This is a genomic window from Paucibacter sp. KCTC 42545 (assembly GCF_001477625.1).
Taxonomy (GTDB): domain Bacteria; phylum Pseudomonadota; class Gammaproteobacteria; order Burkholderiales; family Burkholderiaceae_C; genus Paucibacter_A.
The window spans coordinates 4,918,071-4,943,582 of sequence record NZ_CP013692.1; the positions used below are offsets into that span (position 1 = coordinate 4,918,071).

The following is a 25,512-nucleotide window of genomic DNA, read 5'->3' on the forward strand; positions in this document are numbered from 1 at the left end:
AAGCCTTAGGGCGCCAGCTTGTCTTGATTTGGCTTGCGCTCGCTCTGCTTGGGTGGCAAATGCCTGCGCCTCTCCGCCCAGCGCTCACGCGCACTTTGCGCCTTGGTCTGCCGCCGGCTCGGCCAATCACAGCCGCTGCAGCCGTTGCAGCCGTTGCAGCAGTCACACCATGACAAGGCATCACACAGGCCCGAGAACACGCGGCCGCTGGGGATGTCGCAAGTAGGGCAGTCCACCGGCAGGTCGCAGCCTGCATCGCAAAGCCCGCGTTGGCTGATCTGGGCCAGGCGAGGCGCGGGCGCGCAGCCGTAGCGGCGGTGCGCGATGCCGCAGCGCCGCAAGCGTTCGCGCAGCAGACCCAGGCCCTGCCAGCAGCCATGGCGGCGTATCACCCGATAGCCCAGGGCGGAGCAACTGGCGCGGCCGCAGTGCACGCGGTAGGCACAGCTGAAGCCTTTGTACGGGGACAGCCAGCGCTGGTAAGCGCGGATCAGACCCAAGGCAAGAATTCGCATGAGATTTTTTGGGGGAATGAAAACGGCCCGAGACGCAGCCCCTGGCGGGGCCACGGCGCGGGCCGTGGGTCAGCTCAAATGCAGCTGAGGGTCAGGGCTTGCCTGCTTACTTGCCGTCTGTGGCTGCAGCCTTCTTGGCGGCGGCCGCAAAGTCGCCGGCATAGATGTGCAGGAACTTGGCCGGGTCAATGGCCTTGCGCAGCGCGGCGTTGACTTCGTCCAGTGTGGCCTTGCTGATCTGATCTTCGCGCTGCTGCGAGAAGCTCATATTGCGGCCGGTGTGCAGCTGGCTGACCAGGCTGCCGGCCAGGCTGGCGTCTTGGGCGCGGCCGATCTTGGATTGCTCCAGCAGGGCTTGCTTGGCGTCGGCCAGTTCGGCGGCGCTGATGCCGTCCTTGATCAGCAGGGCCAGCTCTTCGCTGACGGCGGCTTGCACCCGAGCCAGGTTTTGCGGGGCGTAGATCGCAAACATCAGCGCGGCGCCGACGGGCTCAAAGCTGCCGGCGCTGAGCTGGCTGCCCGCACCGTAGCTGATGCCTTCCTTTTGGCGCAGACGGTCCAGCAGGCGCGACTTGACGCCACCACCCAGCACCTTGTTGGCCAGGGCCAGCGGCACATAGTCCGGCGCGTCGTCCTTCAGCGCGAGCGGCAGGGCGGCGATGTAGAAGGCATTGGCCTTGTCGGGCGCTTCGAGTTGAATCACGCCGGGCTTGATGGCGCTGGGCTCGCTGACCAGACGGGCGAACTTGCTCTTGCTCTTCCAGTCGCCGAACAAGGCCTTGAGTTGGGCTTGCGCCTCGGCATTGTCGAAGTCGCCGACCAGGGCCAGCTTGGCGTTGTCGGCGCCGTAGAAGTTGCTCCAGAAGCGCTTCACATCTTCGAGCTTCAGGCTCTTGAGCTGGGCCGCGCTGTCGTCAAAGCTCATGAAGCCGCGCACATCGCCCTTGGCGTAGGGGTCGCGGGCCTTGTCCAGGGCTTGTGATGCCATGGCTTGGGGCTCGCTGCGCTGCGCATCGATCTGGGCCAGGTTCTCTTTCACCGACTGCTCAAACTCGCTGGCCGGGAAGGTGGGCGCACGCAAGATTTCGCGCAGCAAGTCCAGCACGGCGGGCAGGTTTTTGCGGGTGGTGTCGAACTGCACATTGACGGTCTGGCCGCTGCCGCTGATTTGCAAGCGCGCCTTCAGCTCGTCGAGCTTGGCGGCGATGTCGGCGCGGCTGAGCTTGCCGGCGCCGCGGTTCAGCAGCTCGGCGGTCATGGCGGCGGTGGTGGCCTGGTTCGTCAGGCTCTTGGCGTCGCCAAAGTCCAGGCGCAGGGAGCCGCTGACGGTTTCGCCGCGTGTCTTCTTGGCGGTCAGGGCCAGCTTCATGCCATTGGGCAGGGCGCTGCGCAGGGTGCGCTGTTCGATATTGGCGGGGCTGGTGTCAAAGTTTTCGCCCTCGGCCACGGCGGCACGGCCTTGGTAGCCGGTCACCAGCTTGGCCACGTCCACGGCGGCCGGCATCACGGCGCGGTCGGGCGCCTTGGTGGGCACGAACTGGCCGTAGGTGCGGTTGCTTTCCTTGAAGTAGTTCTCGGCCACGCGCTGCAGGTCGGCCACGGTCAGTGCCTCGATGCGGTCACGCTGCAGGAAGAACAAACGCCAGTCGCCCGAGGCGATCGACTCCGACAGCTGCACGCCCAGGCGCTGCGGGTCGTTCATGGTTTTTTCGATCTCGCTCAGCAAGCTGGCCTTGGCGCGCTTGAGTTCGAGTTCGGTGATGGGCTTGCTCTTGATTTGCTCCAGGCCGGCGATCAGGGTGCTGCGAGCCTCGGCCAACTTCTGGGTCTTGCCCAGCTCGGCCATGAAGATGATGTAGCCGGGCTCCGCCAGCTCGAAGTTCCAGGGCGCGATGGAGACGGCCTTCTTGCCCTCCACCAAGCTCTTGTGCAGGCGACCGTTGGGTGAGTTGGCCAGCACCTCGGCCAGGGCGGCCATGGCGGCGGAATCGGCATGGCTGGCGGCAGCGCTGCGATACAGCACGGCGGCCAGCTGGGTGTCGCCGTTGCGACTCAGCGTTACTTCGCGGGCGCCGTTTTGCACCGGGTCTTGGGTGTAGGTGGGCGCCAGCGCGCGGCTGGGCTTGGGCAGCGCGCCGAAGACGCGTTCAATCTGCGCCAGAGTCTTGGCCGGGTCGAACTTGCCCGAGACCAGCAGCACCGCGTTGTCGGGCTGGTAGTACTGGTGGTAGAAGGCTTGCAGGTTTTCGATCTTGACGTTCTCGACGTCAGTACGGGCGCCGATGGTGCTCTTGCCGTAGTTATGCCAATCGAAGGCGGCGGCGGCCATGGCTTGCCACAGCGAGCGCTGCGGGCTGTTCTCGCCCATCTCCATCTCGTTGCGCACCACCGAGAACTCGGTCTCCAGATCCTTGCGCGCCACATAGCTGTTCACCATGCGGTCGGCTTCCATCTCCAGCGCCCAGATCAGGCTTTCTTCATTGGCGGGGAAGGTTTCGAAGTAGTTGGTGCGGTCGTAAAACGTGGTGCCGTTGAACTGCATGCCGCGCTTGCCCAGCTCTTGCATGATGTTGCCGCGCGTGGGTGTGCCCTTGAACACCATGTGCTCAAGCAAATGCGCCATGCCGGTTTCGCCGTAGTTCTCATGCCGGCTGCCGACCAGATAGGTGATGTTCACCGTGGTGGTGGGCTTGGAGGCGTCGGGCGCCAGCAGCACGCGCAGGCCGTTGGGCAGGCGGTATTCGGTGATGCCCTCGACCAAGGCGGTTTGCTGGGCCTTGGCAGTGGCGCCCGCTGTGGCTGCAGCCGGTGCGGCAGCTGGGGCAGGGCTTTGGGCAAAGGCGTCAGCGGCCGGATACAGGCTCAGGCTGCCCAGGGCAGCGGCGATCAGAAAAGCGGTGGTACGCAAACGCATCGAATGGCTCCGAGGATGTGGGTGTCAGGTCTTGCCTGCCTGCGGGGTAGGCTGGCGGGCAAGCGGCCCAGTATAGGCAGGCCCAAGGAGGCCTTCTTGCTGGCGCCAGGCACTCTTCACCTCGGGGCGGCTGCAGGCCGCCCGCCATGAACAAAGCGTTAACTTTTGCGCGCTTGGGCTAGGGAAGCTCTGCACAAATCAGGCCGGCCCATGCCAGCGCGGCCTCGGGCGGTCTGCGGCCTTGCACTTCTCGCCAATAGCTACGGCTATTGGCTTCAAATTGCGCCTTGCAGCCCATCCCGATCCGCACTACATGGCCTCGCCCCGATTTATGCAGAGCTTCCCGAGCTCAGCAGCGCGTCCGCCCCGGCCAGGGCTTGGGCCGGCAGGGGCTCGGGGCTGGTGGCCGGCGCTGCTTGCTCGCGGGTGGCGAGTTCCAGCCGCGTGAAGGCCTCGCCCACCAGCGCCATCAGGCGCGGCGCGTCGGCCACCTGGGCATGGTCGGCAAACAGGCTGACCTGAATCTGGCCGGCATAAGACATCAAAGCAAAGCCCACGCCCATGGTGCCGGCCTGCGGCACCCAGCACGCCATGCGGCTTAAGCGCGCACCGGCCAGATAGCGCAGCTGCGTCGGGCCTTCCACATTGGTCAACACCACCGAGCCTTTGCTGGTGAAGATCTTCAGCAGCAGGTTCTGCAGCAGGCGCGGCAAAAAGCCGGTGAGCGTGAGGAAGAACATGGTGGCATGCGGCTGGTGCGAGGCCTTGATGGCGCGCATATGGCGATTGGTTTGGCGCAGTTGCTCGCTGGCGTCGGCCTCGCGGGTGGGCAGGTCCACGGCCACCAGGCCGAAGTGGTTGCCCAGCAAGAAGGCATCGCCCTTGTTGCGCAGATTGAAGGTGACGGCGCCGCGCACCGCACGCTCATCAACCCGCTCGCCTTGCTCTTGCAGGTATTGCCGCAGCGCGCCGGCCACCGCCGCCACCCAGACATCGTTGATGGTGGCATTCATGCGCTTGGCCACGCTGCGCAGCATGGCCAGGTCCAGCGGGGGCAGCAGCAGCAAGGATTTCTCGCGACTCAGCGGCGCCTTCAGGCGGGTGCGCAGATCGGGGCGCAGCAAGGTCAGGCGCGCCAGTTGCGCGCTGATCCGGCTCCAGAACAGCAGGCGCTGCGCCTTCTTGCAAATCGGGTTGACCACCGCGCGGCAATGCTGGGGGTGACCTTCGAGGGCGGGCGCAAAGCCGTGGTCATGGCTGTCGTCGGTGAGGTGCTTGAGCACATGCATCAGGCCTTCGCCGTCGGTGATGCAGTGGTGCAGGCGGAACACGATGGCATAGCCGCTGCCGCGATGCTGCACCACCTGCATATGCCAGAGCGGCCGCTCATGCGGCAGGGCGTGCAGGGCCTGGGCGGCGAAGTGCTGCTGCAGTTCGGCGTCGTTGAATTCCTGATCCAGCTGGGTGAACTCCACATGGCGGCGGATGTCGAACGCCGGGTCGCGCACCCAGCAAGGCGCGCCATTGCGCTTGGCCACGACCTGGGTGAAGCGTGGGTAGTTGGGCAGGCGGTGCTCGATGGTGGCGCGCAGTTCCTCGAAGTCGAGCCGGCCCTCGAAAACGAGCACGCTATTGATCACCATCAGGTTCTTGCCCGCGTCCATGCGGAACCAGGAATAGTCGCGGCGCGTCATGGGAGCGAATTCGAAGGGGTTCATGGTGGGCCCACGTTTTGTGACTGCTTTTGAGGCGTTTAGATGGCGTCGCCATGATGCGCAGGAGCGCCGCCTTGGCGCTGACTTTGCGAGCCAAGTTCATGGTTTTGGGTACCCTCCATTCGATCGGGCGGGTCAACCCCAGCTTCAGCGTCTGCCCCGGTCAAGGCCTAGCTTTGGACGCTCGAAACGGGGACGCGCAGCGCATGCGGGACTGGCTCCGCCTTGCCCTAATATGGCGGCACAGCAATTCAAAAGGGGACGGTCGTGGGTTTCAATAATCATCGATGGGCGGCAGCTGCCCTGGCGGGTTTGGCACTCAGCTTGCTCGGCGCAGGGGCAGCCCGCGCCTGTGAAGACTGCGTGGACGATGAGCCGGCCGACGCGATCTATTTCGGTGGTCCCATCGTCACCGTCAACGACGCCCAGCCGAGCGCGCAGGCCGTGGCCATTCGCGCCGGCCGCATCGTCGGCGTGGGCAACAAGGCCCAGCTCACGCATGAATTCAAGGGCGCCAAGACCCGCTTGGTCGACCTCAAGGGCAAGACCATGCTGCCCGGCTTCATCGACGCCCATGGCCATATGAGTAGCGTGGGCCTGCAGGCCGTGGCTGCCAATGCCTTGCCGCCACCGGATGGCCGCAATAGCTCGATCCCGGCGCTGCAGAAAACCTTGAAGGACTGGGCCGCGGCCTCGCCGCTGCCGGGCAAGTACGGCCTGATCGTCGGCTTCGGCTATGACGACTCCCAGCTCAAAGAGCAGCGCCACCCGACGCGCCAGGACTTGGACGCCGTTTCCACCACGCTGCCGGTGATCGTGATTCATCAGTCCGGCCACCTCAGCGCCTACAACAGCCGCGCGCTTGAGCTGGCCGGCCTGTCGGCGGCATCCAAAGATCCGCAAGGCGGCAAGATCCGCCGCGAAGCCGGTTCGCAAGAGCCCAATGGCGTGCTGGAAGAAACCGCCCACTTCGCGGCCCTGTATCAATTCCTGGCCAAGCTGGGCGCGGGCGAGAGCATGGCCTTGCTCGAGGCCGGCCAGCAGCTCTATATGAGCTTTGGCCACACCACGGCGCAAGACGGCCGCACCGACCCCGGCACCCTGAGCCTCTTGCCCAAGGCGGCCGAGTCCGGCAAGCTCAAGATCGATGTGGTGGCTTACCCGGACTTGGCGGTCTCGGCCGAGGACCCGCTGCTGCGCAGCCCCTGGCAGAGCCGCAAATACCGCGATCACTTCCGCATCGGCGGCGTCAAACTCAACTTCGACGGCTCACCCCAGGGCAAGACCGCCTGGCTGAGCAAGCCCTATTACAAAGTCCCGGAGGGCGAGCCCGCCAGCTACGCTGGTTACGCCACCTTCAAGGATGAAGAGGCCAACGCCCTGGTCACCAAGGCCTTCAAGAATGGCTGGCAGGTGCTGGCGCACACCAATGGTGATGCGGCGATTGCGCAATATCTGAACGCCATCAAGGTCGCGGCCGAGACCGTGCCTGGGGGCGTGGACCGCCGCCCGGTCATGATCCATGGCCAGACGCTGCGCGCCGATCAGATGGACTTGTTGCAGGCCCAGGGCGTGTTCCCCTCGCTCTTCCCCATGCACACCTTCTACTGGGGCGACTGGCACCGTGACTCGGTGCTGGGCCCCGAGCGTGCCGCCAATATCTCGCCCACCGGTTGGATGATGGCGCGCGGGATCAAGTTCAGCTCCCACCACGATGCGCCGGTGGCCTTGCCGGATACCTTGCGGGTGCTCTCGGCCACGGTGAATCGCACCACCCGCACGGGCAAGGTGTTAGGCCCAGAGCACCGCGTCGAGCCCATCGTCGGCATCAAGGCCATGACTTTGTGGGCGGCGTATCAGCACTTTGAGGAGGCAGATAAGGGCAGCATCGAAGTCGGCAAGCTGGCCGACTTTGTGCTGCTGGACAAGAACCCCTTGACCTACCCGCGCCTGAAGATCGCGAGCATCAAGGTCATAGAGACGATCAAGGAAGGGCAGACGGTTTATCTGCGCGCCGGAAAGGCCAACGCGGCCAAAGGCCAGACGGCGCAAGCTCAAGGCTGCGCCGAGTCAGCGGATTGCTTCCGCCTGGCCAGCCGGGCCTTGGGGGAGGCCGGAATGATTCATTTGCATGGGGCTGCTGAAGGCCACACGCATTGATGGCTTGACGAGCAAAAAAAGGGGGCCTTGTTGGCCCCCTTTGTTTTGCGCTTAACCCAGCTTCAGCAGGTGCAGCACCACGCGTGCTGTCGTCTGCTCGGTTTCCACCAGTTCGGCGAAGGGCGCGCCGCTGGTGTAGGCATTGCTCCAGCGGTTCTTTTTCAGCTCGGCCACCCAGGCCGGGCTGGCGTTCAAGGCTGCGCTCAGGCGGATGTGCTTTTGAATTTGGGCCGGGTCCAGGCCGGGCGGGGCGAATAGGCCGCGCCAGTTGGAAATATCGGTGGCCACGCCCTGGCTGCGCAGGGAGCGGATGCCATCGCTGTCGGCACGGCTGGAAATGGCCAGGGCGCGCACCGCGCCGCTGTCCAGAGCTTGTTTGGCTTCCGAGAAACCGGTGATGCCCACATCCAGCTCACCCTTGCCCATGGCCGTCAGCAATTCGCCGCCGCCGGCAAAGGGCTGGTAGCTCAGGTTGGCCGGCGGAACCTCCAGGGCGCGGCCCATCATGCCCATCAACATGTGGTCAACGCCACCGGCGCTGCCGCCGCCGAAACGGATGCTCGCGGGTGCCGTCTTGAGCTTGGCGCTCAGATCGGCCTGGCTGCGCAGGGGCGAGTTTTTGGGCACGATCACCACCAGCGAGCTGGCGGTCAGGCGGGCGATCGGTGTCACCCGGCGCATGTCCACGGTGGCGCGGTTCAGGGCGATGGCACCCAGCATCACCATGCCGCTCACCATCAAGGTATTGGGTTGGCCAGCGTACTTTTCGACGAAGTAAGCCAAGCCGGGCACGCCGCCCTTGCCGGGCTTGTATTCAAACTCAACCTGCTCCACCAGCTTGCTGGCCTGCAGGGCCGAGGCCATGGCGCGTGCGGTCTGATCCCAGCCGCTGCCTTGCGCCGCGGGCACCAGCAGGCGCAGCGGACCATAGGCTTCGGCGGACTTGGTGGCTGCCGCTGCAGCATTCGACTTGGCTTGCGCCAGGCTCACACCCGGCAAGGCCGAGGCCGAGGCCGCTGCAGCGCCGGCGCCTGCCAGCAATATGGTTCTTCTTTGCATCTTGATACCCAGACTTCGTTCAAAAGAAAGGGCAGCCTCGCGTGCTGCCAAGTCTGCCGAAGCGCGGAATTCTGGCAGGCGCTTAGCCCAGCCCATGCCAAGGAAGTCACGGTTTCGGCAATTCTTTGGCTGGATCGGGTGCAAACATTGGCCGGGCGGTTCAGCCGCATGCCGCATGCCGCCAGATGCCAGGCAGGCCCGGGGCTGCGCCGGGTACGCGGCTCGCTCCCAGCTTGTCCGCCTGGCCCTGGGCGCATCAAGGCCGGATGATTCATCTGCAGGGGGTGCTGAGTTCCACGCGCAGGGATGGCTTGCCGACGAAAAAAAAGGGCCGTTGCCGGCCCCTTTGTCTTGCGCTTAGCCCAGCTTCAGCAGGTGTAGCACCACACGTGCGGTGGTCTGCTCGGTTTCCACCAGTTCGGCAAAAGGCGCACCGCTGGTGAAGGCATTGGCCCAACGGTTCTTTTTCAGCTCGGCGGCCCAGGCCGGGCTGGCATTCAAGGCGCTGCTCAGGACCATATGCTTTTGAATCTGCGCGGGGTCCAGGCCGGGCGGGGCGAACAGGCCGCGCCAGTTGGCCATATCGGTGGCCACGCCCTGGCTGCGCAGGGAGCGGATGCCGTCACTGTCGGCGCGGCTGGAAATGGCCAGGGCGCGTACGGCGCCGCTGTCCAGGGCTTGCTTGGCTTCCGAAAAGCCGCTGATGCCCACGTCCAGCTCGCCCTTGCTCAAGGCCGCCACCAACTCGCCGCCGCCGGCATAAGCCTGGTAGTGCAAGCTAGCCGGGGGCACTTCGAGGGCGCGACCCATCATGCCCATCAGCATATGGTCGACACCGCCGGCGCTGCCGCCGCCGAAGCGAATCGAGGCCGGCGCGGCTTTGAGCTTCTCATTCAACTCGCCCTGGCTGCGCAGGGGCGAGTTCTTGGGCACCATCACCACCAGCGAATCGGCCGTCAGGCGGGCGATGGGTGTGACCCGGCGCATGTCCACGGTGGCGCGGTTCAGGGCAATCGCGCCCAGCATCACCATGCCGCCCACCATCAAGGTATTGGGTTGGCCGGCGTACTTTTCGACGAAATAGGCCAGGCCGGGCACGCCGCCCTTGCCGGGCTTGTACTCAAACTCGACCTGCTCCACCAGCTTGCTGGCCTGCAAGGCCGCGGCCATGGCGCGAGCTGTCTGGTCCCAGCCGCCGCCTTGGGCCGAGGGCACCAGCAGGCGCAGCGGACCATAGGCTTCGGCGGGTTTGGCGGCTGCCGTGGCGTTTGACTTGGCTTGGGCCAGAGCCATGCCCGGCACGGCCGAGGCCGCTGCGGCGCCGGCGCCTGCCAGCAAGATGGTTCTTCTTTGCATCTGGAAACCTGATTCGTTCACAACAATAAATGGCAGCCGCGCATGCTGCGGGTCTGCTGAAGCGCGGGATTCTGGCAGTCGTGCTGCCTAGTCAAAACTACAAAATCCGCAGTTTTGCCAATTCCTTGGCTGAATTGAGCTTTTGCGGCGTCGCTCGCGCCGCGGAGCCCGGCTTTGTCCACCCAGGCTGTGGGTAACTATGGGGATGTCCACTGGCCAATCGTCGGCAGGGCCCTATCCATCGATGTTTTGCTGCTTTGCTCGAAAATGTGGCAGTTTGGCGGGCGGCGTCAACGACAATCGAGGGCTATGGCAGTCCTATCTATCTCCAACGCCCATCTCGCTTACGGCCACGTTGCCTTGCTCGATGGTGCCAATTTCTCGCTCGAAACGGGTGAGCGCGTCGGCCTCATTGGCCGCAACGGTACCGGCAAATCGTCGCTGCTGAAGGTGCTGGCCCAGATCGACAAGCTCGATGACGGCCTGCTGCAATTGCAGCAAGGCCTGACCAGCGTCTACGTGCCCCAAGAACCCGAGTTGCGCCCCGAAGCCAGCATCTTCGACGTGGTCAGCGAGGGCGTGGCCGAGGCCAAGGCCTTGCGCGAGCGTTATGAGATCCACGATCCCGAGGACGACCTGGAGTGGGTGGCCGAGCGCATCGAACACCTCGGCGCCTGGAACTGGGAGCAGCGGGTGGAAGAAACCCTGCAGCGCCTGAACCTGGACGGCACCCGCATTGTGGGCGCCTTGTCGGGCGGCTTGAAGAAGCGCGTGGCCCTGGCCCGCGCCCTGGTGGCCCAGCCCGATGTGCTGCTGCTGGACGAGCCAACCAACCACCTGGACTTGGATGCCATCACCTGGCTGGAAGAGTTGCTCAACGGTTTCAAGGGCAGCTTGCTGCTGATCACCCACGATCGCAGCTTCCTGGACAACGTGGCCAACCGCATCGTCGAGCTGGACCGTGGCCAGCTGCGCGGCTACCCCGGCAACTTCGCCGCCTTCACCGCTGCCAAGGCCTACGAGTTGGAAAACGAGGCGCTCTTCAATGCGCGCTTCGACAAGATCCTGGCGCAAGAAGAAATCTGGATTCGCAAGGGCGTTGAAGCCCGCCGCACCCGCAGCGTGGCGCGCATTCAGCGCCTGGAAAGCATGCGTTTGCAGCATGCCGCCCGCCGTGATGTGCAGGGCAAGGTCAAGCTGGACATCGACACCGGCGGCGCCAGCGGCAAGATCGTGGCCGAGCTGGACTGCGTCAGCAAGAGCTACGGTGGTCGCACCATCGTGCGTGACTTCACCGCCACCATTCTGCGCGGCGACAAGGTCGGCCTGGTGGGCGCCAACGGCGCCGGCAAGACCACGCTGCTGAAGATGATTCTGGGCCAGCTCGAACCCGATAGCGGCAAAGTGCAGATGGGCAGCAAGATCAATGTGGCCTACTTTGACCAGATGCGCGATGTGCTGGATTTGGACGCCACGCTGGCCGACACCATCAGCCCCGGCAGCGAGTGGATCGAGATCGGCAACCAGAAAAAGCATGTGAAGAGCTATCTGGGCGACTTCCTGTTCTCACCTGCGCGTGCCAATTCGCCCGTCAAGAGCTTGTCTGGTGGCGAGCGCAACCGCCTGCTGCTGGCGCGCTTGTTCGCCCGCCCGGCCAATGTGCTGGTGCTGGACGAGCCCACCAACGACCTGGACATCGAAACCCTGGAACTGCTGGAAGAGCTGCTGGCCGACTACGACGGCACCGTCTTCCTGGTCAGCCATGACCGCCGCTTCCTTGACAACGTGGTCACCAGCACCATCGTCAACGAAGGCGACGGCCGCTGGCGCGAATACGAAGGCGGCGTGCAGGACTGGTTGATCCAGTCCAAGCGCGCAGCCGCCATCCGCGCCAAGCAGGAGCCCGCCCCGGCAGCAGCTGCTGCTGCAGCGCCTGCGCCGGCTCCTGCCCCTGCGGTTTCTCCCGATGCCCTGGTGTCGGCCAAGCCACGTAAGCTCAGCTACAAGGAACAGCGCGAGTTGGACGAGCTGCCCGCCAAGGTCGCGGCCCTGGAGGCCGAGCAAGTGCAACTCAATGCTTTGCTCAACGGCACCGAGCTCTACACCAAGGGTGCGGCGCGAATTGCCGAAGTGACCGAGCGGGCTGCCAAGATCGACGAAGACTTGCTGGTGTTGATGGAGCGCTGGGAAGTTCTCGAAGCCAAGTAAACCAAGCACTGGGAAGGGCAAAAGCATGGACTTGCAACAGGAATGGGTGGCACTGCAAAACAAGTTCGAGCAATACGAATTTGTGGCCTGGGCCAACAAGCTGGCGGCCGTGTTTTTGCTAGCCCAGATGAATGCGGGCCGCCTGGTGCTGGCCCTGATTGCCTTGCTGTGGCTGCAAGAGGCCGTGCTCAAGACCTTCCAATCCCGCTTGGGCGAGCGCCTGCTGAAAGTGGAGCAGGGCATGCGCAAGGGCGTGACGGATGCGTTTTCGGCCGGCGCCATGCAGCTGCACAGCGACTGGCTGGCCAGCCGCCCCGGCACGGCTGGCTTGCTGGCGCAGGTGCTGCGCCAGTTGCTGCGCCCGACTGTGGCCTTGCCCTATCTGCCGCTGATGCTGTTCGCCTGGTATCGCACCGGCTTGTGGACCGGCATCTGGTACTGAGCCGGCGCAGGCAAGCGCAACGCGTTTTAAAGCGCGTTAAAGCGCGATTTGCAATTCACCAAGGCCGTTAAAGCCCAGGCTGAGCTTGTCGCCGGCGTGTAAACCCAGCAAGACCAACCAGGCGCCGGTGGTGACCACCGTGCCGGCCTGGATGCTGGCACCGTTTCGGCTCAGATGGCGCAGCCAAGCCGGTAGCAACCATGTCGGGTCGCCCAAAGGGTGGCTGCCAGTGGCGCGTAGCGGCGCCTCATCATTGCGTTGAATCCAGCATGAGAGCGCGGCCCAGTCGGGCGGCTGGTTGGGATCAAAAGCCTGCCAGGGCCCCAGGGCCAGAGCGCCGTGCGACAAGCAGTCGGCCTGGCGCAGCAGCGCCGGCGCCTCACCCGCTTCGGCCCAGCGTGAGCTGACCAACTCCGCCGAAACGGCGAAAGCGTCCACCAGCTGCATGGCCTGAGCATGGCTCAGCTGGGCGGCTTCTTGTGCGCTGATGTCCGCGCCGATGCGCAGGGCGATTTCGGCTTCGATGCCAGGCGCGCGCAGGCTCAGATCGGCGAAGTTGGCCGGGCTTGGGCGAACGCCGGCGGGCGCCAGCGGCGCATGGCTCAGCTCGCTGCTGCGGCTGGCGCCGCCGCTCTTCCAAAACCTCACCGCCTGCTGGCCTGAGGCCCAACCTAGGCGGGCGGACAGCTGGTCTTGTACCGCGTAAGCGCTGGCGCTGTCGGGCACGCTGGGCGCCCATTCGGCGGCCGGCAAGACCTGACCCTCGGTCCAGGCCTGGGCCAAGGTTTGCGACAAATCGGTGAGGCTGTGCGGTGCTTGTGTCATGCGAGTGAGTGTCGCAGCAAGTGCTGGCCGCAAAGGCTTCAGCCGCCGCTCTTGCGGCAATGCTCCAGCAATTTCCAGAAATGGGCGTCTTGCGCGGTGGCGTAGTTGATGCGCATCAGCGTGCCGGGTCGGCGTGTCGGGCTGAACAGGGCGCCTGGGGCGACCAGCCAGTTCTCGTTCATCATTTGCTGGGCCAGCTTTTCGGTGTCCATGCCCGTGTCCAGCCAGCCGAACAGGCCGGCGGGTGGCGTCACCGAGTGGCAGCCCGCGGCCTCGGCCAGGCGCAAGCTGCGCTGGCGCGCCGCGTCCAGCCGGGTCAGCACCCGTTCGGCATGGCGGCGCAGCAAGCCTTTTTCCAGGCAATGCGCGACGGCGCGCTCCAGCAAGGGGCTGGTGGTGAGTGTGCTCAGCAGCTTGAGTTGGGTCAGCGTAGCGATGCGTGCCGGGCTGGCCGCCACATAGCCGACCCGCCAGGCGGGGGTGAGGATTTTCGAGAACCCGGACACATAAATGGTGCGCCGCAGCCCATCCAGGGCCGACAGGCGCGGCGCGTGATTGGGGGCCAGAAAAGCGTAGGTGTCGTCTTCAACGATCTGAAAGTCGGCGCTCTCCGCCAGCTTGAGCAATTGGTGGGCCTTGGCCAGCGAGAGCGTGTTGCCGGTCGGGTTGTGCAGCACCGACACGGTGACGTAGAGCTTGGGCGCATGCTGGGCCACCAGCTGGGCCATCACTTCCAGGTCTGGGCCGTCGGCGCCGCGTGGCACCGGCAGCAAGCGCATGCCGGCCTGGCTCAGGCGGGCGAACTCAATCGCCCAGCCGGGCGCGTCCACCAGTACTGCGTCGCCGGGCTGCAGCAGGCTGCGGGTCAGCAGATCCAGCGCGTGGGTGGCGCCCACGGTGCTGACGATTTGCTCGGGTGCCGCCGCGATGCCGAGGTCGCTCATGCGCGCCGCCAGGGCCTCACGCAGGCGGGCGTCCCCGGCCGGCTCGCCGTAGTGGAGTGCCAGCTGGGCGCTGGCACTGCCTTCGTTCAAGACCTTGCGCATGGCGGACTGGATCATGGGCAGGTCCAGCCACTCGGCCGGCAAGGTGCCCAGGCCGGGCGCACGTTTGGCATCGGCCTGGAACATGCCGCGAATCAGCGCGCTGGCGTCCACCGGCGCCGTACTGACGGGCTGCGGGCCGGCTCGGCTGACCCGCTGGGTGGATGCGAGCGTCTCGCGGACAAAAAAGCCGCGCTGTTTGCGCGCTTCCAGCAAGCCCTGAGCCAGCAACTGGTCATAAGCGGCCACCACGGTGTAGGGACTGACACCATGCTGGCGCGCGCAGTCGCGCACCGAGGGCAGGCGGCTGCCGGGCAGCATCAGGCGTTGCTGAATGCGCTCGGCATAGCGGGCCGCCAATTGCTGGGCTAAGGGCGTGGCGGATTGGCGCGAAAGCCCCTGGGTGGCGGCCATCGCCATGCCGCTTGTGTTGGTGTTCATGCCGATACAGATGCGTTTTATGTTCTGAAAAGTGTACTGGTTCTGTGCTGTTGGCGGCAATAGACTGACAGCATTGAAGGTGCCTCGCCCAAGGAGTTTGTGAGCATGAATACAGAAATGACGCTGGCCGTGGTGGGCTTCGCCGCCGTGAGCTCCATCACGCCGGGGCCCAATAACATGATGCTGCTGGCCTCCGGGGTGAACCATGGCTTTCGCGCCACCGTGCCGCATATGCTGGGCATCAGCATTGGCTTTGCGATCCTGATGTTGGCAGCCGGCTTCGGCCTTGGGGCCTTGCTGACCCAATGGCCGCAGCTGCATCTGGGGCTGAAAGTGGTGGGCATTGGCTATATGGTCTGGCTGGCCTGGCGGCTCTGGCATGCGGAGGCGCCGGCGCAGCCGGGCCAATCCTCGGCCACGGGATCAGCAGCCTCGGCAGCATCAGCCGGGCCGCTGGGCTTTTGGGGCGCGGCGGCCTTTCAGTGGGTCAATCCCAAGGCCTGGATGATGGCCGTGGGGGCGGTGGCCGGCTTCATCGCGCCGCACAGCGGGGCCGGGGCAGTGCTGGTTTTGAGCCTGATCTGCGCCAGCGTCAACCTGCCTTGCATCAGCGTCTGGGCCCTGGGTGGCGCCAAGCTGAGCCGCCATCTGGCCGAGCCCAAACGCCGCCGCTTGTTCAATGCGGTGATGGCAATCTTGTTGTTGGCCAGCATCTGGCCGATGCTCAAGACCTGAGCCTGGCGCCAGCCGGGTGCTCGCAGGCCTCACAATCAAGCATCAATCAAAATTGCCTTTTTGCAAAAATCGGAGACTGTTCAGATGACGACCACGCCCCCTTCGGCCTTCCACCTGGCGCGTCGTGCCGCGCGCATGAACCCTTCCGTCATCCGCGAGATCCTCAAGGTCACCGAGAAGCCTGGCATCTTGTCCATGGCCGGCGGCCTGCCTTCCAGCGACACCTTTCCGGTCGAGGAAATCAAAGCCGCTTGCGACCGGGTACTGACACAGAACCCGCGCGAGGCCCTGCAATACGCCGCCAGCGAGGGCTTCGCGCCCCTGCGTGAGTGGGTGGCGGCGCGCGTTGCGTCGCTGGGCATGTCGGTGTCGCCCGACCAGGTGCTGGTGACCAGCGGCTCGCAGCAGGGCCTGGATCTGGTGGGCAAGATTTTGTGTGACGCCGGTGCGCCGGTGGCGGTGGAAACGCCCACCTATCTGGGGGCGCTGCAGGCCTTCACGCCCTTCGAGCCGAATTTCGTCAGCTTGGAAAGCGATGAGCAAGGCGTCTCGCCCGCCGCGCTGGCACGCTTGCCGCATGACGCACCGGGCACGCGCTTCGCTTATCTGCTGCCCAATTACCAAAACCCCACCGGTCGGGTGATGAGCGCACAGCGCCGCATCGATGCGATGGAAGCCGCCCGCACGGCCGGCGTGCCGGTGATTGAAGACAACCCGTATGGCGACCTCTGGTATGACGAGCCGCCGCTGCCCTCGCTGTCCAGCCTGTGGCCCGAGGGCTCGGTCTATTTGGGCAGCTTCTCCAAGGTGCTGACGCCGGGCTTCCGCCTGGGCTTTTTGATCGCCCCGCAGAGCCTCTACCCCAAGCTGCTGCAAGCCAAGCAGGCGGCCGATTTGCACACGCCCGGCTTCAACCAGCGCGTGGTCTACGAGGTGATTCGCAATGGTTTCCTCGACGAGCATGTGCCCAAGATTCGCGCGCTCTACAAAGCCAACCGCGATGCCATGGCCGAGGCACTGAAGCAGCATCTGCCGGCTGGTTGTGAATACCAAACGCCCAAGGGCGGCATGTTCTTCTGGATCCGCCTGCCGGAAGGCTTGGATGCGATGGATTTGCTGCCCAGGGCGGTGGATGCGGGCATTGCCTTTGTGCCCGGCGCGGCCTTCTATGCCCAGGCGCCGGATCCGCGTGCGCTGCGCCTGTCCTTTGTGACGCTGACGCCGCCGCAGATCCACGAGGGTGTGGCGATTCTGGGCCGGGTCTTGCGTGAAGCTCTGGACGGCGCGACTGAACACGCGCCATGAGTTTGCAAACGCGCAGATTCGCTCAAGTTGATGTGTTCACGGCCATGGCCTTGCGGGGTAACCCGCTGGCCGTGGTGATTGACGGCGAGGGCCTGAGCGACGCCGCCATGGCCGCTTTTGCCCGCTGGACCAATCTCAGCGAAACCACCTTCATCCTGCCGCCCACCGATGCGGCCGCCGACTACCGGGTGCGCATCTTCACGCCCGCCGGCGAGCTGCCTTTTGCGGGCCACCCGACCCTTGGCACGGCGCATTGCTGGCTGGCCAACGGCGGCGTGCCCAAGACCAAGGGCATGCTGGTGCAGGAATGCGGCATCGGTCTGGTGCGGGTCAAGCGCCAAGCTGATCGCAACAAGGAACGCTTGGCCTTTGCTGCGCCTGCGCTGCGCCGCAGTGGGCCGGTCGAGCCGGAGCTGCACGCCCAGGTCTTGCGTTCCTTGCGCCTGAGTGCCGAGGAGGTGTTGGACGTGCAGTGGGTCGACAACGGCCCGGCCTGGATGGCCGCGCGCCTCAAAAGTGCCGCCGCCGTGCTGGACTTGAAGCCCGATTTCGTGGCGATGCAAGGGCTTAAGCTGGGCGTCGTCGGCGCCTATCCTTCAGGCTCGCCCCAGCAGTTTGAGGTGCGTGCCTTTGTGCCTGACCTTGGTGTGCCAGAGGATGCTGTGACCGGCAGCTTGAATGCCGGCCTGGCCTTGTGGCTGCAAGAGGCAGGTCTTGCCCCGGCCAAATACATCGCCGCGCAAGGAGCGGCGCTGAGCCGTGCCGGCCGGGTGCATGTGCAGCGCGAGGGTGATGAGGTCTGGATCGGCGGCGATGTGACGCCCATGATTGAAGGCGTGGTGCGCTTGTGAAGCACAGCGAGGCGCTGTTCCGCGAGGACGCGCAGCTGCGCGAATGCGGCGCCACGCTGCTGCGGATTGACGAGCGCGGCTTGCTGCTCGACCGCACGGTCTTCTATCCCCAGGGTGGCGGCCAGGCCGGCGATGCGGGTGAGTTGCTGCTGCCCGATGGTCGCGTGCTGGTGTTGGCCGATACGCGCAAGGGCAAGGATGAGGGTGGGCGCGGGGGCGGGGGCGATGAAATCTTGCATCTGCCCGCCGCCGGGCAAGAGGCCTTGCTGGCCGAGTTGAGCGCCGGCTTGCCTGTCTCGGCGCGCCTCAACTGGGAGCGCCGCTTTGCCCATATGCGCTTTCACACTGCTACCCATCTGCTGTGCGCTCTGGTGCCACAGCCGGTGGACGGCTGCTCCATCACGGCCGGCTACGCCCGCCTGGACTTCCATATGAGCGAGCCGCTGGACAAGGAGGCTTTGACTGCCGGCCTGGCGCGCTTGGTGGCTGAGGCGCATCCGGTGAGTCAGCGCTGGATCAGCGACGCTGAACTGGAGGCCAACCCCAGCCTCGTGCGCAGCATGAGCGTGCAGCCGCCGCGTGGCTCCGGCCGGGTGCGCTTGCTGGAGATTGCCGGTGTTGATCTGCAGCCCTGTGGCGGCACCCATGTCAGCAACACGGCCGAGATCGGCGCCGTCATCGTGACCAAGCTGGAGAAGAAAAGTGCGATGACCCGCAGGGTCGTCCTGGGCTTTGCCCAGGCAAGCGCAGCCTGAAGCGCTTTTCTTCGGGTGGCACTCATATCCGCGCAGCGGATGTGGGTGATCACCAAAAGATGACCGGCATGACCCGCGGTGGCGCTGAAAATCGCGCCTGCTCTGGCGCCCGCTGCGGCGCTATGTAAACTGTGCGCCTCATGGCCAGCCCCGAAATACAACTCGTCACGCCCGATACCGCTGAGGCTTGGGCTTTGGTGCGCGATATGTTGCGCGACTACCAGGCCAGCTTGTCGGTGCACCTGGGCTTCCAGGATTTCGACCAGGAATTGCAGGACTTGCCCGGCCAATACGCCCCCGAGCCCGGTGGTTTTTTGCTGGCGCTGGTGGATGGTGCGCCCGCTGCTTGCGGTGGCTTCCGGCGCTTGGCCGATGTTGATTACGCCAATGCCTGCGAAATGAAGCGCCTGTATGTGCGCCCGGCATTCCGCCGCTTTGGCTTGGGTCGCATGCTGGTCCAAGGCTTGATCGACGCGGCCCGGCAGTCGGGCTACTCCGTGATGCTGCTGGACACTCTGGACGATATGGAGGCGGCACGCGGGCTATACGAAAGCTTGGGCTTTGAGTCCATTCCGCCTTATTACTTCAACCCGATTCCGGGCGCGCACTATTTGAAGGTCGAACTCGACTGAGCGAGTCGGTTTCACGCGGTTACCACCGTAGGATGGCGCTTTGCTTGTTGCGAGCCTCTAGCCATGTCCGCCAGCCCTGCGCCCTATCTAATTGAATTGGCTCATGCCACGCCCGCCTCCCTGGGGGAGTCGCCGCTGTGGGACGCGGCCACGCAAAGCCTATTTTTTGTAGACATTCCCGAGCGCCGCGTGCTGCGCCTGCGGACTGAGACCGGCGACTTGCGCCATTGGCAGCTCGATAGCGAGCCCGGCTGCATCGCGCTGATCGAGGGTGGTGGTTTGTTAGTCGCGCAGCGCAATGGCCTGTGGCGCCTGGATCCCGAAACCGGGGTGCACACCCAGCTGGCCGCCGCACCTTTCGATAGCGCAGCCCAGCGCTTCAACGATGGCAAGCCGGATGCGCAGGGTCGCTTCTGGGTCGGCACCATTGACGATGCGCGCCTGCCGCACGCTGGTTTGTATCGTTATGCCGGCGGTGCCATCACGCGCATGGCCGAAGGCATCGTCACCTCAAACGGCTTGGCCTGGAGCCCGGATGCGACGCGCATGTATTGGTCAGACACCAAGGCGCACGAGATCTATGCACTGAGCTTCGATGCCCAGGCCGGCAGCATCGGCGAGCGTCAGTTGTTCGCCAAGTTCCCGTCGCGAGTGGCCGAGTTGCCCTTGGAGGCTTACGGCGGCCGGCCCGATGGTGCCGCGGTGGACGTGGAGGGCTGCTACTGGGTGGCGATGTTCGAGGGTCAACGGCTGTTGCGACTCTCGCCTGAAGGCAGGGTTTTGAACGATATTGCGCTGCCTGTGCGCTGTCCGACCATGCCTGCATTCGGTGGCGCAGACCTGCGCACGCTCTACGTCACCACGGCGCGCGCGGGTCGTTCAGCCGAGGAATTGGCGGCCCAGCCCTGGGCCGGCTGCGTGCTGAAAATGCGCGTCGATGTGCCTGGATTGGCGCCGAACCGGGTCAAGCTCTAAGGCTTGAGTTGGGCCGAACCGGCGCTGTGAAGCGCCTGCCGGCACTTGGCCTGAGCAGTCGGCTCTAAAAATCCTCGGGTTTGCCCATATAATCTTTGGGTTTTGCCGACAGGCGTTCCAAAAGTCATGGGTCGAATCCAAGTGCCGAATAGCAATGATGGCCGTGGTGACCATGGCAGTAGGGGGCTTGTAAGCCAGGGGGTGCAAACTCCCGCGCTTGAGCCGAAGTCATGGCCGTCTTGGGATGATGAGGTCGAGCCAGAGTCTTTCAAGGTGTTGTCGCGAGAAGAAGCGCAGGCCTTGCGAGTCAAACACCCGCCGGTGTCACCCTGGCGAGTGGTCGCAGCGCAAGCTGCGGTGGGCGTGGTGATGGCTGTGCTTTGGGTGTTGTTCACCGGGCAGGGCAGCAAAGGGTGGTCGGCGCTTGCGGGCACGGCTACTGTGGTTTTGCCAAATGCCTTGATGGCGTGGGGCATGACCGGGCTCTCCAGAGGGATTCCAGGCGCTGAGGCGCTGGGCTTCATGTTTTGGGAGTTGATCAAGATTATGTCGAGCGTTGCCATGTTGGCAGCGATCGTGGTTTGGATGCCTGATCTGAGTTGGCCGGCGTTGCTGGTGGCTTTGGTCGGGTGCTTGAAGGTTAATTGGTTGGCTCTGCTTTGGCAGGGTCGGTTGAAACAAGTACAGCGGGACGGTATCTGACGATGGCAGCCGAAGAGCACGCACAAGTTGCACAACAGCACGCGCCGAACGCGGGCGAATACATCCAGCACCATTTGCAGCACATGCAAATGAACTTCTCGGGTGAGATGGTCAAGCAGACCGACATCGTTGACTTCAGCCTGTTCAATCTGGACTCGCTGATCTATTCGGTGATCCTGGGTCTGATCGGTTGCTTCGTGCTTTGGCGCGCCGCCCGCAAGGCCACCTCCGGCGTGCCGGGTCGCTTCCAAGCGGCTGTGGAAATCTTGTCCGAAATGGTCGAGAACCAAGCCAAGGGCGTGATCCACAATGCCACCAGCCGCAAGGTGATTGCACCTCTGGCGCTGACCGTGTTTGTCTGGATCTTCCTGATGAACTTCATGGACATGCTGCCGGTTGACCTGCTGCCTGCGCTGTGGGCCAAGATTTACGGTGGCATGGGCCACGACCCGCATCACGCCTATATGCGTGTGGTGCCGACGGCAGACTTGTCCACGACTTTGGGCTTGTCGACCAGCGTGTTGGTCATGTGCTTCTTCTACAGCATCAAGATCAAGGGCATCGGCGGCTGGACGCATGAGCTGCTGGCCGCGCCTTTCGGTGACAAGTGGTTCCTGTATCCGGTTAACTTCCTGATGCAGCTGATCGAGTTTGCAGCCAAGACCGTGTCTCACGGTATGCGGTTGTTCGGCAATATGTTCGCTGGCGAGCTGGTGTTCATGTTGATCGCGCTGATGGGCGGGGTCTGGGCCTGGGAGTTGAACCCCTTGTCGGGTGGCTTCTGGCTGGGCCTTGGCCATCTGGTGGCCGGGACCGTGTGGACGCTGTTCCACATCCTGATCATCACCCTGCAGGCCTTCATCTTCATGATGCTGACCTTGATCTACACCGGCCAGGCTCACGACTCTCACTGAGTTGGCGGCACTGACTGATTGCTGATCACGTATTTCCCTAGTTTTACCTTTCTTTTTTCTTTTCTTTCTTAAATCCATTCAGGAGCAAATCATGGAAAACATCCTCGGTCTCGTCGCGCTGGCTTGCGGTCTCATCGTTGGTCTGGGCGCTCTGGGCGCTTCTATCGGCATCGCGCTGATGGGTGGCAAGTTCCTGGAATCTTCGGCTCGCCAGCCTGAGCTGATGAACGAACTGCAAACCAAGATGTTCATCTTGGCTGGTCTGATCGACGCTGCCTTCCTGATCGGTGTGGCTATTGCTCTGCTGTTCGCATTCGCCAAGCCTTTCGCCATCTAATTGATGCGCCAACCTTTCACGGTTGAAAGGATCGTGCTGTGAATATCAACGCAACCCTGTTCCTGCAAGCAATCGTCTTCGCGATTCTTGTGTGGTTCACCATGCGCTTCATCTGGCCTCCCATGATGAAGGCCTTGGATGAGCGCGCGCAAAAGATCGCCGACGGCTTGGCCGCGGCCGACAAGGCCAAGGCCGAGTTGGCTAACGCCAATAAGAAGGTCGACGAGCAATTGGCACTGACCCGTGGCGAAACCACCAAGCTGCTGGCCGACGCTGAAAAGCGCGCCGCTGGCATCGTGGCTGCTGCCGCTGGAATCGCCGAAGAGAAGGCTGCCAAGATCGTGGCTGACGCGCAAGCCGAAGCTGCGCAGGAGTCCGTGCGTGCCCGTGAGGTTCTGCGTGAGCAGGTCGCCGCATTGGCCGTCAAGGGCGCCGAGCAGATTCTGCAGCGTGAGGTCAATGCCAGCGTGCATGCCGAATTGCTGGGCCGTCTGAAGACGGAGCTGTAATCATGGCAGAGCTCGCAACCATTGCCCGCCCGTACGCTGAAGCGCTCTACCAAGTCGCTCAGAAGCACGACGTCAAGGCTTGGGCTGACAAGCTCGATGTGCTGGCCGCAGTGTCGCAAGACGCCGATCTGCGCCAGTTCGCCGACAGCCCCAAGTCAACGCCTGAGCAGGTGCTGGCCGTTCTGACGGCCGCCGCCAAGCAAGACCTGACCCCCGAACTGCAGAACTTTCTGCAGGCGGTGATCGCCAATGGCCGGCTCACTGCCTTGCCTGAAGCGGTGGCACAGTTTCATGTGCTGGCCAATGCGGCTGCGGGCGTGGCTGATGCGCATATCTACAGTGCCTATGCCATCGAACCGGCCCAGTTGGCCGAAGTGATGGTGTCGCTGGAGAAGCGTTTCGGTCGCAAGCTCTTGCCACAAGTCACGCTCGAGCCCTCACTGATTGGCGGTATCCGTGTGGTGGTGGGCGACGAGGTGTTGGACACCTCGGTCAAGCACCGTCTGGAACGCATGAAAGTGGCGCTCACCGCCTAAGGGCGAAACGAGCGCGACGCCGACACCTAACCGTTCATCCCTGCGTCGGGCACTGGCAACAGTGGCCCGGCCAGGTGGGAGCCTCGCAATGAATTTGAATCCTGCAGAAATTTCCGAACTGATCAAGAGCCGTATTGAGGGTCTTGGCGCTTCGACCGACGTGCGCAACCAAGGTACGGTTGTGTCCGTGTCCGACGGCATCTGCCGCATCCACGGCCTGTCCGACGTGATGCAAGGCGAAATGCTGGAGTTCCCCGCCGGTGCCGATGGTCAGCCCACTTATGGCCTGGCCCTGAATCTGGAGCGCGACTCGGTCGGTTCCGTGATTTTGGGTGCTTACGAGCACATCTCCGAAGGCGACACCGTCAAGTGCACGGGCCGTATTCTGGAAGTGCCGGTTGGTCCCGAGCTGATTGGCCGTGTGGTCAATGCCCTGGGTCACCCCATCGACGGCAAGGGCCCGATCAACGCCAAGATGACGGACGTGATCGAAAAGGTCGCTCCCGGCGTGATCGCCCGTAAGTCTGTGGACCAGCCTGTGCAAACCGGCCTGAAGTCCATCGACTCGATGGTGCCCGTTGGCCGCGGCCAGCGCGAGCTGATCATTGGTGACCGTCAGACCGGCAAGACTGCCGTTGCGATCGACGCCATCATCAGCCAGAAGGGTCAGAACATGACCTGTATCTACGTCGCCATCGGTCAGAAGGCGTCGTCGATCAAGAACGTCGTGCGCGCTCTGGAAGCCAACGGCGCGATGGAATACACCATCGTCGTGGCAGCTTCGGCCTCTGAATCCGCTGCGATGCAGTACGTGTCGGCCTACTCGGGCTGCACGATGGGCGAGTACTTCCGCGACCGCGGTCAAGACGCGCTGATCGTTTATGACGATCTGTCCAAGCAAGCTGTGGCTTACCGTCAAGTTTCGCTGCTGCTGCGTCGTCCTCCAGGCCGTGAAGCCTACCCTGGCGACGTGTTCTATCTCCACAGCCGTCTGCTGGAGCGTGCAGCTCGCGTGAACGCCGACTATGTCGAAGCTTTCACCAAGGGCGAAGTGAAGGGCAAGACCGGTTCTTTGACCGCGCTGCCTATCATCGAAACCCAAGCCGGTGACGTGTCCGCCTTCGTTCCGACCAACGTGATCTCGATCACCGACGGTCAGATCTTCCTGGAAACCTCGCTGTTCAACGCCGGTATCCGTCCTGCGATTAACGCCGGTATCTCGGTGTCGCGCGTGGGTGGTGCTGCTCAGACCAAGCTGATCAAGGGCCTGTCCGGCGGTATCCGTACCGACTTGGCGCAGTACCGTGAACTGGCTGCGTTCGCGCAGTTCGCTTCGGACCTGGATGAGTCCACCCGCAAGCAGCTGGACCGCGGCGCCCGCGTGACCGAGTTGCTCAAGCAAGCTCAGTACTCGCCCCAGCCGATCAGCCTGATGGCTTCGACGCTTTACGCGGTGAACAAGGGCTTCATGGACAGCATCGACGTCAAGAAGGTTCTGGCTTTCGAACACGGCATGCATCAGTTCCTGAAGACCAGCCACGCCGCTCTGCTGGCCAAGCTGGAAGCCGACAAGGCGATGGACAAGGATGCTGAAGCCGAGTTGAACGCCGCCATCACGGCCTTCAAGAAGTCCTTCGCTTAATGCCCATGACGGGGCGGCTCACGCAAAACTGAACCGCCCCATCTGAACAGGAGAAATCATGGCATCAAGCAAGGAAATTCGCGGCAAGATCAAGTCGGTCGAGAACACCAAGAAGATCACCAAGGCCATGGAAATGGTCGCGGCTTCGAAGATGCGCAAGGCCCAGGAGCGCATGCGCTCTGCTCGTCCTTACAGCGAGAAGATCGGCAATATCGCCGCCAATCTCGCCCAGGCCAATCCCGAGTACCAGCACGCTTTCCTCGTCAAGAACGAAGGCGCCAAGGCAGTCGGTTTTGTCGTGGTGACGACGGACAAGGGCTTGTGCGGTGGTTTGAACACCAATCTGCTGCGCGCTGCGACGACCAAGTTGAAAGACTTGGAAGGCGAAGGTCAAAAAGCTGAGGTCGTTGCCATCGGCAACAAGGGCCTGGGCTTCATGAACCGCATCGGCGCCAAGGTGGTGGCTCAGGTCACACAGATGGGCGATCAGCCGCATATCGACAAGATCGTCGGCCCGGTCAAGGTGTTGCTGGACGCGTATGTCGAGGGCAAGCTCTCGGCCGTCTACCTCTGCTACACCAAGTTCATCAACACGATGAAGCAAGAACCGGTGGTTCAGCAGCTCTTGCCGCTGAGCGCCGAAGGCATGAAGACCGGTGGCGGCCAGCACTCGTGGGATTACATCTACGAGCCGGACGCGCAATCCGTGATCGACGAGCTGATGATGCGCTACGTCGAGGCACAGGTCTACCAAGCCGTGGCAGAAAACATGGCGTCCGAGCAATCGGCACGCATGGTGGCGATGAAGGCTGCGACCGACAACGCCGGCACCCTGATCGGTGAGCTCAAGCTGGTCTACAACAAGACCCGCCAGGCTGCCATCACCAAAGAGTTGTCCGAAATTGTCAGCGGCGCGGCCGCTGTGGGCTGATCTCAGCCCC

23 protein-coding genes are annotated in these 25,512 nt (G+C 63.8%); 16 read left to right on the forward strand and 7 right to left on the reverse strand.

Going from position 1 to position 25,512, the window contains the following annotated elements:
• Positions 1-5: 5 nt before the first annotated feature.
• The 3 genes from yidD to AT984_RS21070 all read right to left on the reverse strand — a co-directional run bounded on the left by yidD (position 6) and on the right by AT984_RS21070 (position 5,147).
• Positions 6-515 carry a membrane protein insertion efficiency factor YidD gene (gene yidD, locus AT984_RS21060; RefSeq protein ID WP_058721775.1) on the reverse strand — a complete coding sequence of 170 codons (510 nt, stop codon included), beginning with the start codon at positions 513-515 and terminating at the stop codon, positions 6-8.
• Between the two features lie 106 nt (positions 516-621).
• Positions 622-3,429, reverse strand: coding sequence for a M16 family metallopeptidase (locus tag AT984_RS21065; protein ID WP_058721776.1), 2,808 nt, complete (start codon positions 3,427-3,429; stop codon positions 622-624).
• Between the two features lie 329 nt (positions 3,430-3,758).
• Positions 3,759-5,147 carry a WS/DGAT domain-containing protein gene (locus AT984_RS21070; RefSeq protein ID WP_058721777.1) on the reverse strand — a complete coding sequence of 463 codons (1,389 nt, stop codon included), beginning with the start codon at positions 5,145-5,147 and terminating at the stop codon, positions 3,759-3,761.
• Positions 5,148-5,411: 264 nt separating this feature from the next.
• On the opposite strand from AT984_RS21070, the gene AT984_RS21080 reads away from it, so the two are divergent.
• On the forward strand, positions 5,412-7,304 hold the full coding sequence (locus tag AT984_RS21080) for an amidohydrolase (RefSeq protein WP_058721779.1): 1,893 nt from the start codon (positions 5,412-5,414) through the stop codon (positions 7,302-7,304).
• A gap of 51 nt (positions 7,305-7,355) precedes the next feature.
• On the opposite strand, the gene AT984_RS21085 is transcribed toward AT984_RS21080, so the two are convergent.
• Together AT984_RS21085 and AT984_RS21090 are read right to left on the reverse strand one after the other, a co-directional pair.
• A complete protein-coding gene (locus AT984_RS21085) occupies positions 7,356-8,363 on the reverse strand; it encodes a tripartite tricarboxylate transporter substrate binding protein (protein ID WP_197418199.1) in 1,008 nt (335 codons plus the stop codon).
• Between the two features lie 357 nt (positions 8,364-8,720).
• Positions 8,721-9,719, reverse strand: a complete 999-nt coding sequence (locus AT984_RS21090) for a tripartite tricarboxylate transporter substrate-binding protein (protein ID WP_082680242.1) — start codon at positions 9,717-9,719, stop codon at positions 8,721-8,723.
• Positions 9,720-10,028: 309 nt separating this feature from the next.
• Here AT984_RS21090 and AT984_RS21095 point away from each other — a divergent pair, with 309 nt between their 5' ends.
• The gene (locus tag AT984_RS21095; RefSeq protein ID WP_058721782.1) at positions 10,029-11,927 is read left to right on the forward strand and encodes an ATP-binding cassette domain-containing protein; all 1,899 of its coding nucleotides are present in this window, start codon (positions 10,029-10,031) and stop codon (positions 11,925-11,927) included.
• A gap of 25 nt (positions 11,928-11,952) precedes the next feature.
• Positions 11,953-12,369: a hypothetical protein gene (locus AT984_RS21100; RefSeq protein ID WP_058721783.1), complete on the forward strand. Its 417-nt coding sequence runs from the start codon at positions 11,953-11,955 to the stop codon at positions 12,367-12,369.
• Between the two features lie 36 nt (positions 12,370-12,405).
• On the opposite strand, the gene AT984_RS21105 is transcribed toward AT984_RS21100, so the two are convergent.
• Positions 12,406-13,194, reverse strand: coding sequence for a fumarylacetoacetate hydrolase family protein (locus AT984_RS21105; RefSeq protein WP_058721784.1), 789 nt, complete (start codon positions 13,192-13,194; stop codon positions 12,406-12,408).
• A 38-nt stretch (positions 13,195-13,232) separates the two neighbouring features.
• Complete coding sequence (locus tag AT984_RS21110; RefSeq protein ID WP_442952156.1) at positions 13,233-14,678, reverse strand: aminotransferase-like domain-containing protein; 1,446 nt, start codon at positions 14,676-14,678, stop codon at positions 13,233-13,235.
• 105 nt (positions 14,679-14,783) lie between these two features.
• Between AT984_RS21110 and AT984_RS21115 the strand changes: the two genes are divergently transcribed.
• The 13 genes from AT984_RS21115 to atpG all read left to right on the forward strand — a co-directional run bounded on the left by AT984_RS21115 (position 14,784) and on the right by atpG (position 25,502).
• Entirely contained in the window at positions 14,784-15,413 is a 630-nt protein-coding gene (locus AT984_RS21115) for a LysE family translocator (RefSeq protein ID WP_058721785.1), read from the forward strand.
• 84 nt (positions 15,414-15,497) lie between these two features.
• Positions 15,498-16,718: an aminotransferase-like domain-containing protein gene (locus AT984_RS21120; protein WP_058721786.1), complete on the forward strand. Its 1,221-nt coding sequence runs from the start codon at positions 15,498-15,500 to the stop codon at positions 16,716-16,718.
• A gap of 2 nt (positions 16,719-16,720) precedes the next feature.
• Positions 16,721-17,569 carry a PhzF family phenazine biosynthesis protein gene (locus tag AT984_RS21125; protein WP_197418346.1) on the forward strand — a complete coding sequence of 283 codons (849 nt, stop codon included), beginning with the start codon at positions 16,721-16,723 and terminating at the stop codon, positions 17,567-17,569.
• Entirely contained in the window at positions 17,566-18,324 is a 759-nt protein-coding gene (locus AT984_RS21130; protein WP_058721788.1) for an alanyl-tRNA editing protein, read from the forward strand. Before AT984_RS21125 ends, AT984_RS21130 begins: the two co-directional genes overlap by 4 nt.
• A 140-nt stretch (positions 18,325-18,464) precedes the next feature.
• Entirely contained in the window at positions 18,465-18,956 is a 492-nt protein-coding gene (locus AT984_RS21135; RefSeq protein ID WP_058721789.1) for a GNAT family N-acetyltransferase, read from the forward strand.
• A gap of 63 nt (positions 18,957-19,019) precedes the next feature.
• Complete coding sequence (locus AT984_RS21140) at positions 19,020-19,931, forward strand: SMP-30/gluconolactonase/LRE family protein (protein WP_058721790.1); 912 nt, start codon at positions 19,020-19,022, stop codon at positions 19,929-19,931.
• A gap of 300 nt (positions 19,932-20,231) precedes the next feature.
• On the forward strand, positions 20,232-20,633 hold the full coding sequence (locus AT984_RS21145; protein ID WP_231741482.1) for an ATP synthase subunit I: 402 nt from the start codon (positions 20,232-20,234) through the stop codon (positions 20,631-20,633).
• 2 nt (positions 20,634-20,635) lie between these two features.
• Positions 20,636-21,547 carry a F0F1 ATP synthase subunit A gene (gene atpB / locus AT984_RS21150; RefSeq protein ID WP_058721791.1) on the forward strand — a complete coding sequence of 304 codons (912 nt, stop codon included), beginning with the start codon at positions 20,636-20,638 and terminating at the stop codon, positions 21,545-21,547.
• Between the two features lie 91 nt (positions 21,548-21,638).
• Positions 21,639-21,884 carry a F0F1 ATP synthase subunit C gene (gene atpE, locus AT984_RS21155; protein WP_058721792.1) on the forward strand — a complete coding sequence of 82 codons (246 nt, stop codon included), beginning with the start codon at positions 21,639-21,641 and terminating at the stop codon, positions 21,882-21,884.
• Positions 21,885-21,922: 38 nt separating this feature from the next.
• On the forward strand, positions 21,923-22,393 hold the full coding sequence (locus AT984_RS21160; RefSeq protein WP_058721793.1) for a F0F1 ATP synthase subunit B: 471 nt from the start codon (positions 21,923-21,925) through the stop codon (positions 22,391-22,393).
• Positions 22,394-22,395: 2 nt separating this feature from the next.
• Complete coding sequence (locus AT984_RS21165) at positions 22,396-22,929, forward strand: F0F1 ATP synthase subunit delta (RefSeq protein WP_058721794.1); 534 nt, start codon at positions 22,396-22,398, stop codon at positions 22,927-22,929.
• Between the two features lie 88 nt (positions 22,930-23,017).
• Positions 23,018-24,571, forward strand: coding sequence for a F0F1 ATP synthase subunit alpha (atpA, locus tag AT984_RS21170; RefSeq protein WP_058721795.1), 1,554 nt, complete (start codon positions 23,018-23,020; stop codon positions 24,569-24,571).
• Between the two features lie 58 nt (positions 24,572-24,629).
• Positions 24,630-25,502, forward strand: coding sequence for a F0F1 ATP synthase subunit gamma (gene atpG, locus AT984_RS21175; protein ID WP_058721796.1), 873 nt, complete (start codon positions 24,630-24,632; stop codon positions 25,500-25,502).
• The last annotated feature ends 10 nt before the right edge of the window (positions 25,503-25,512 follow it).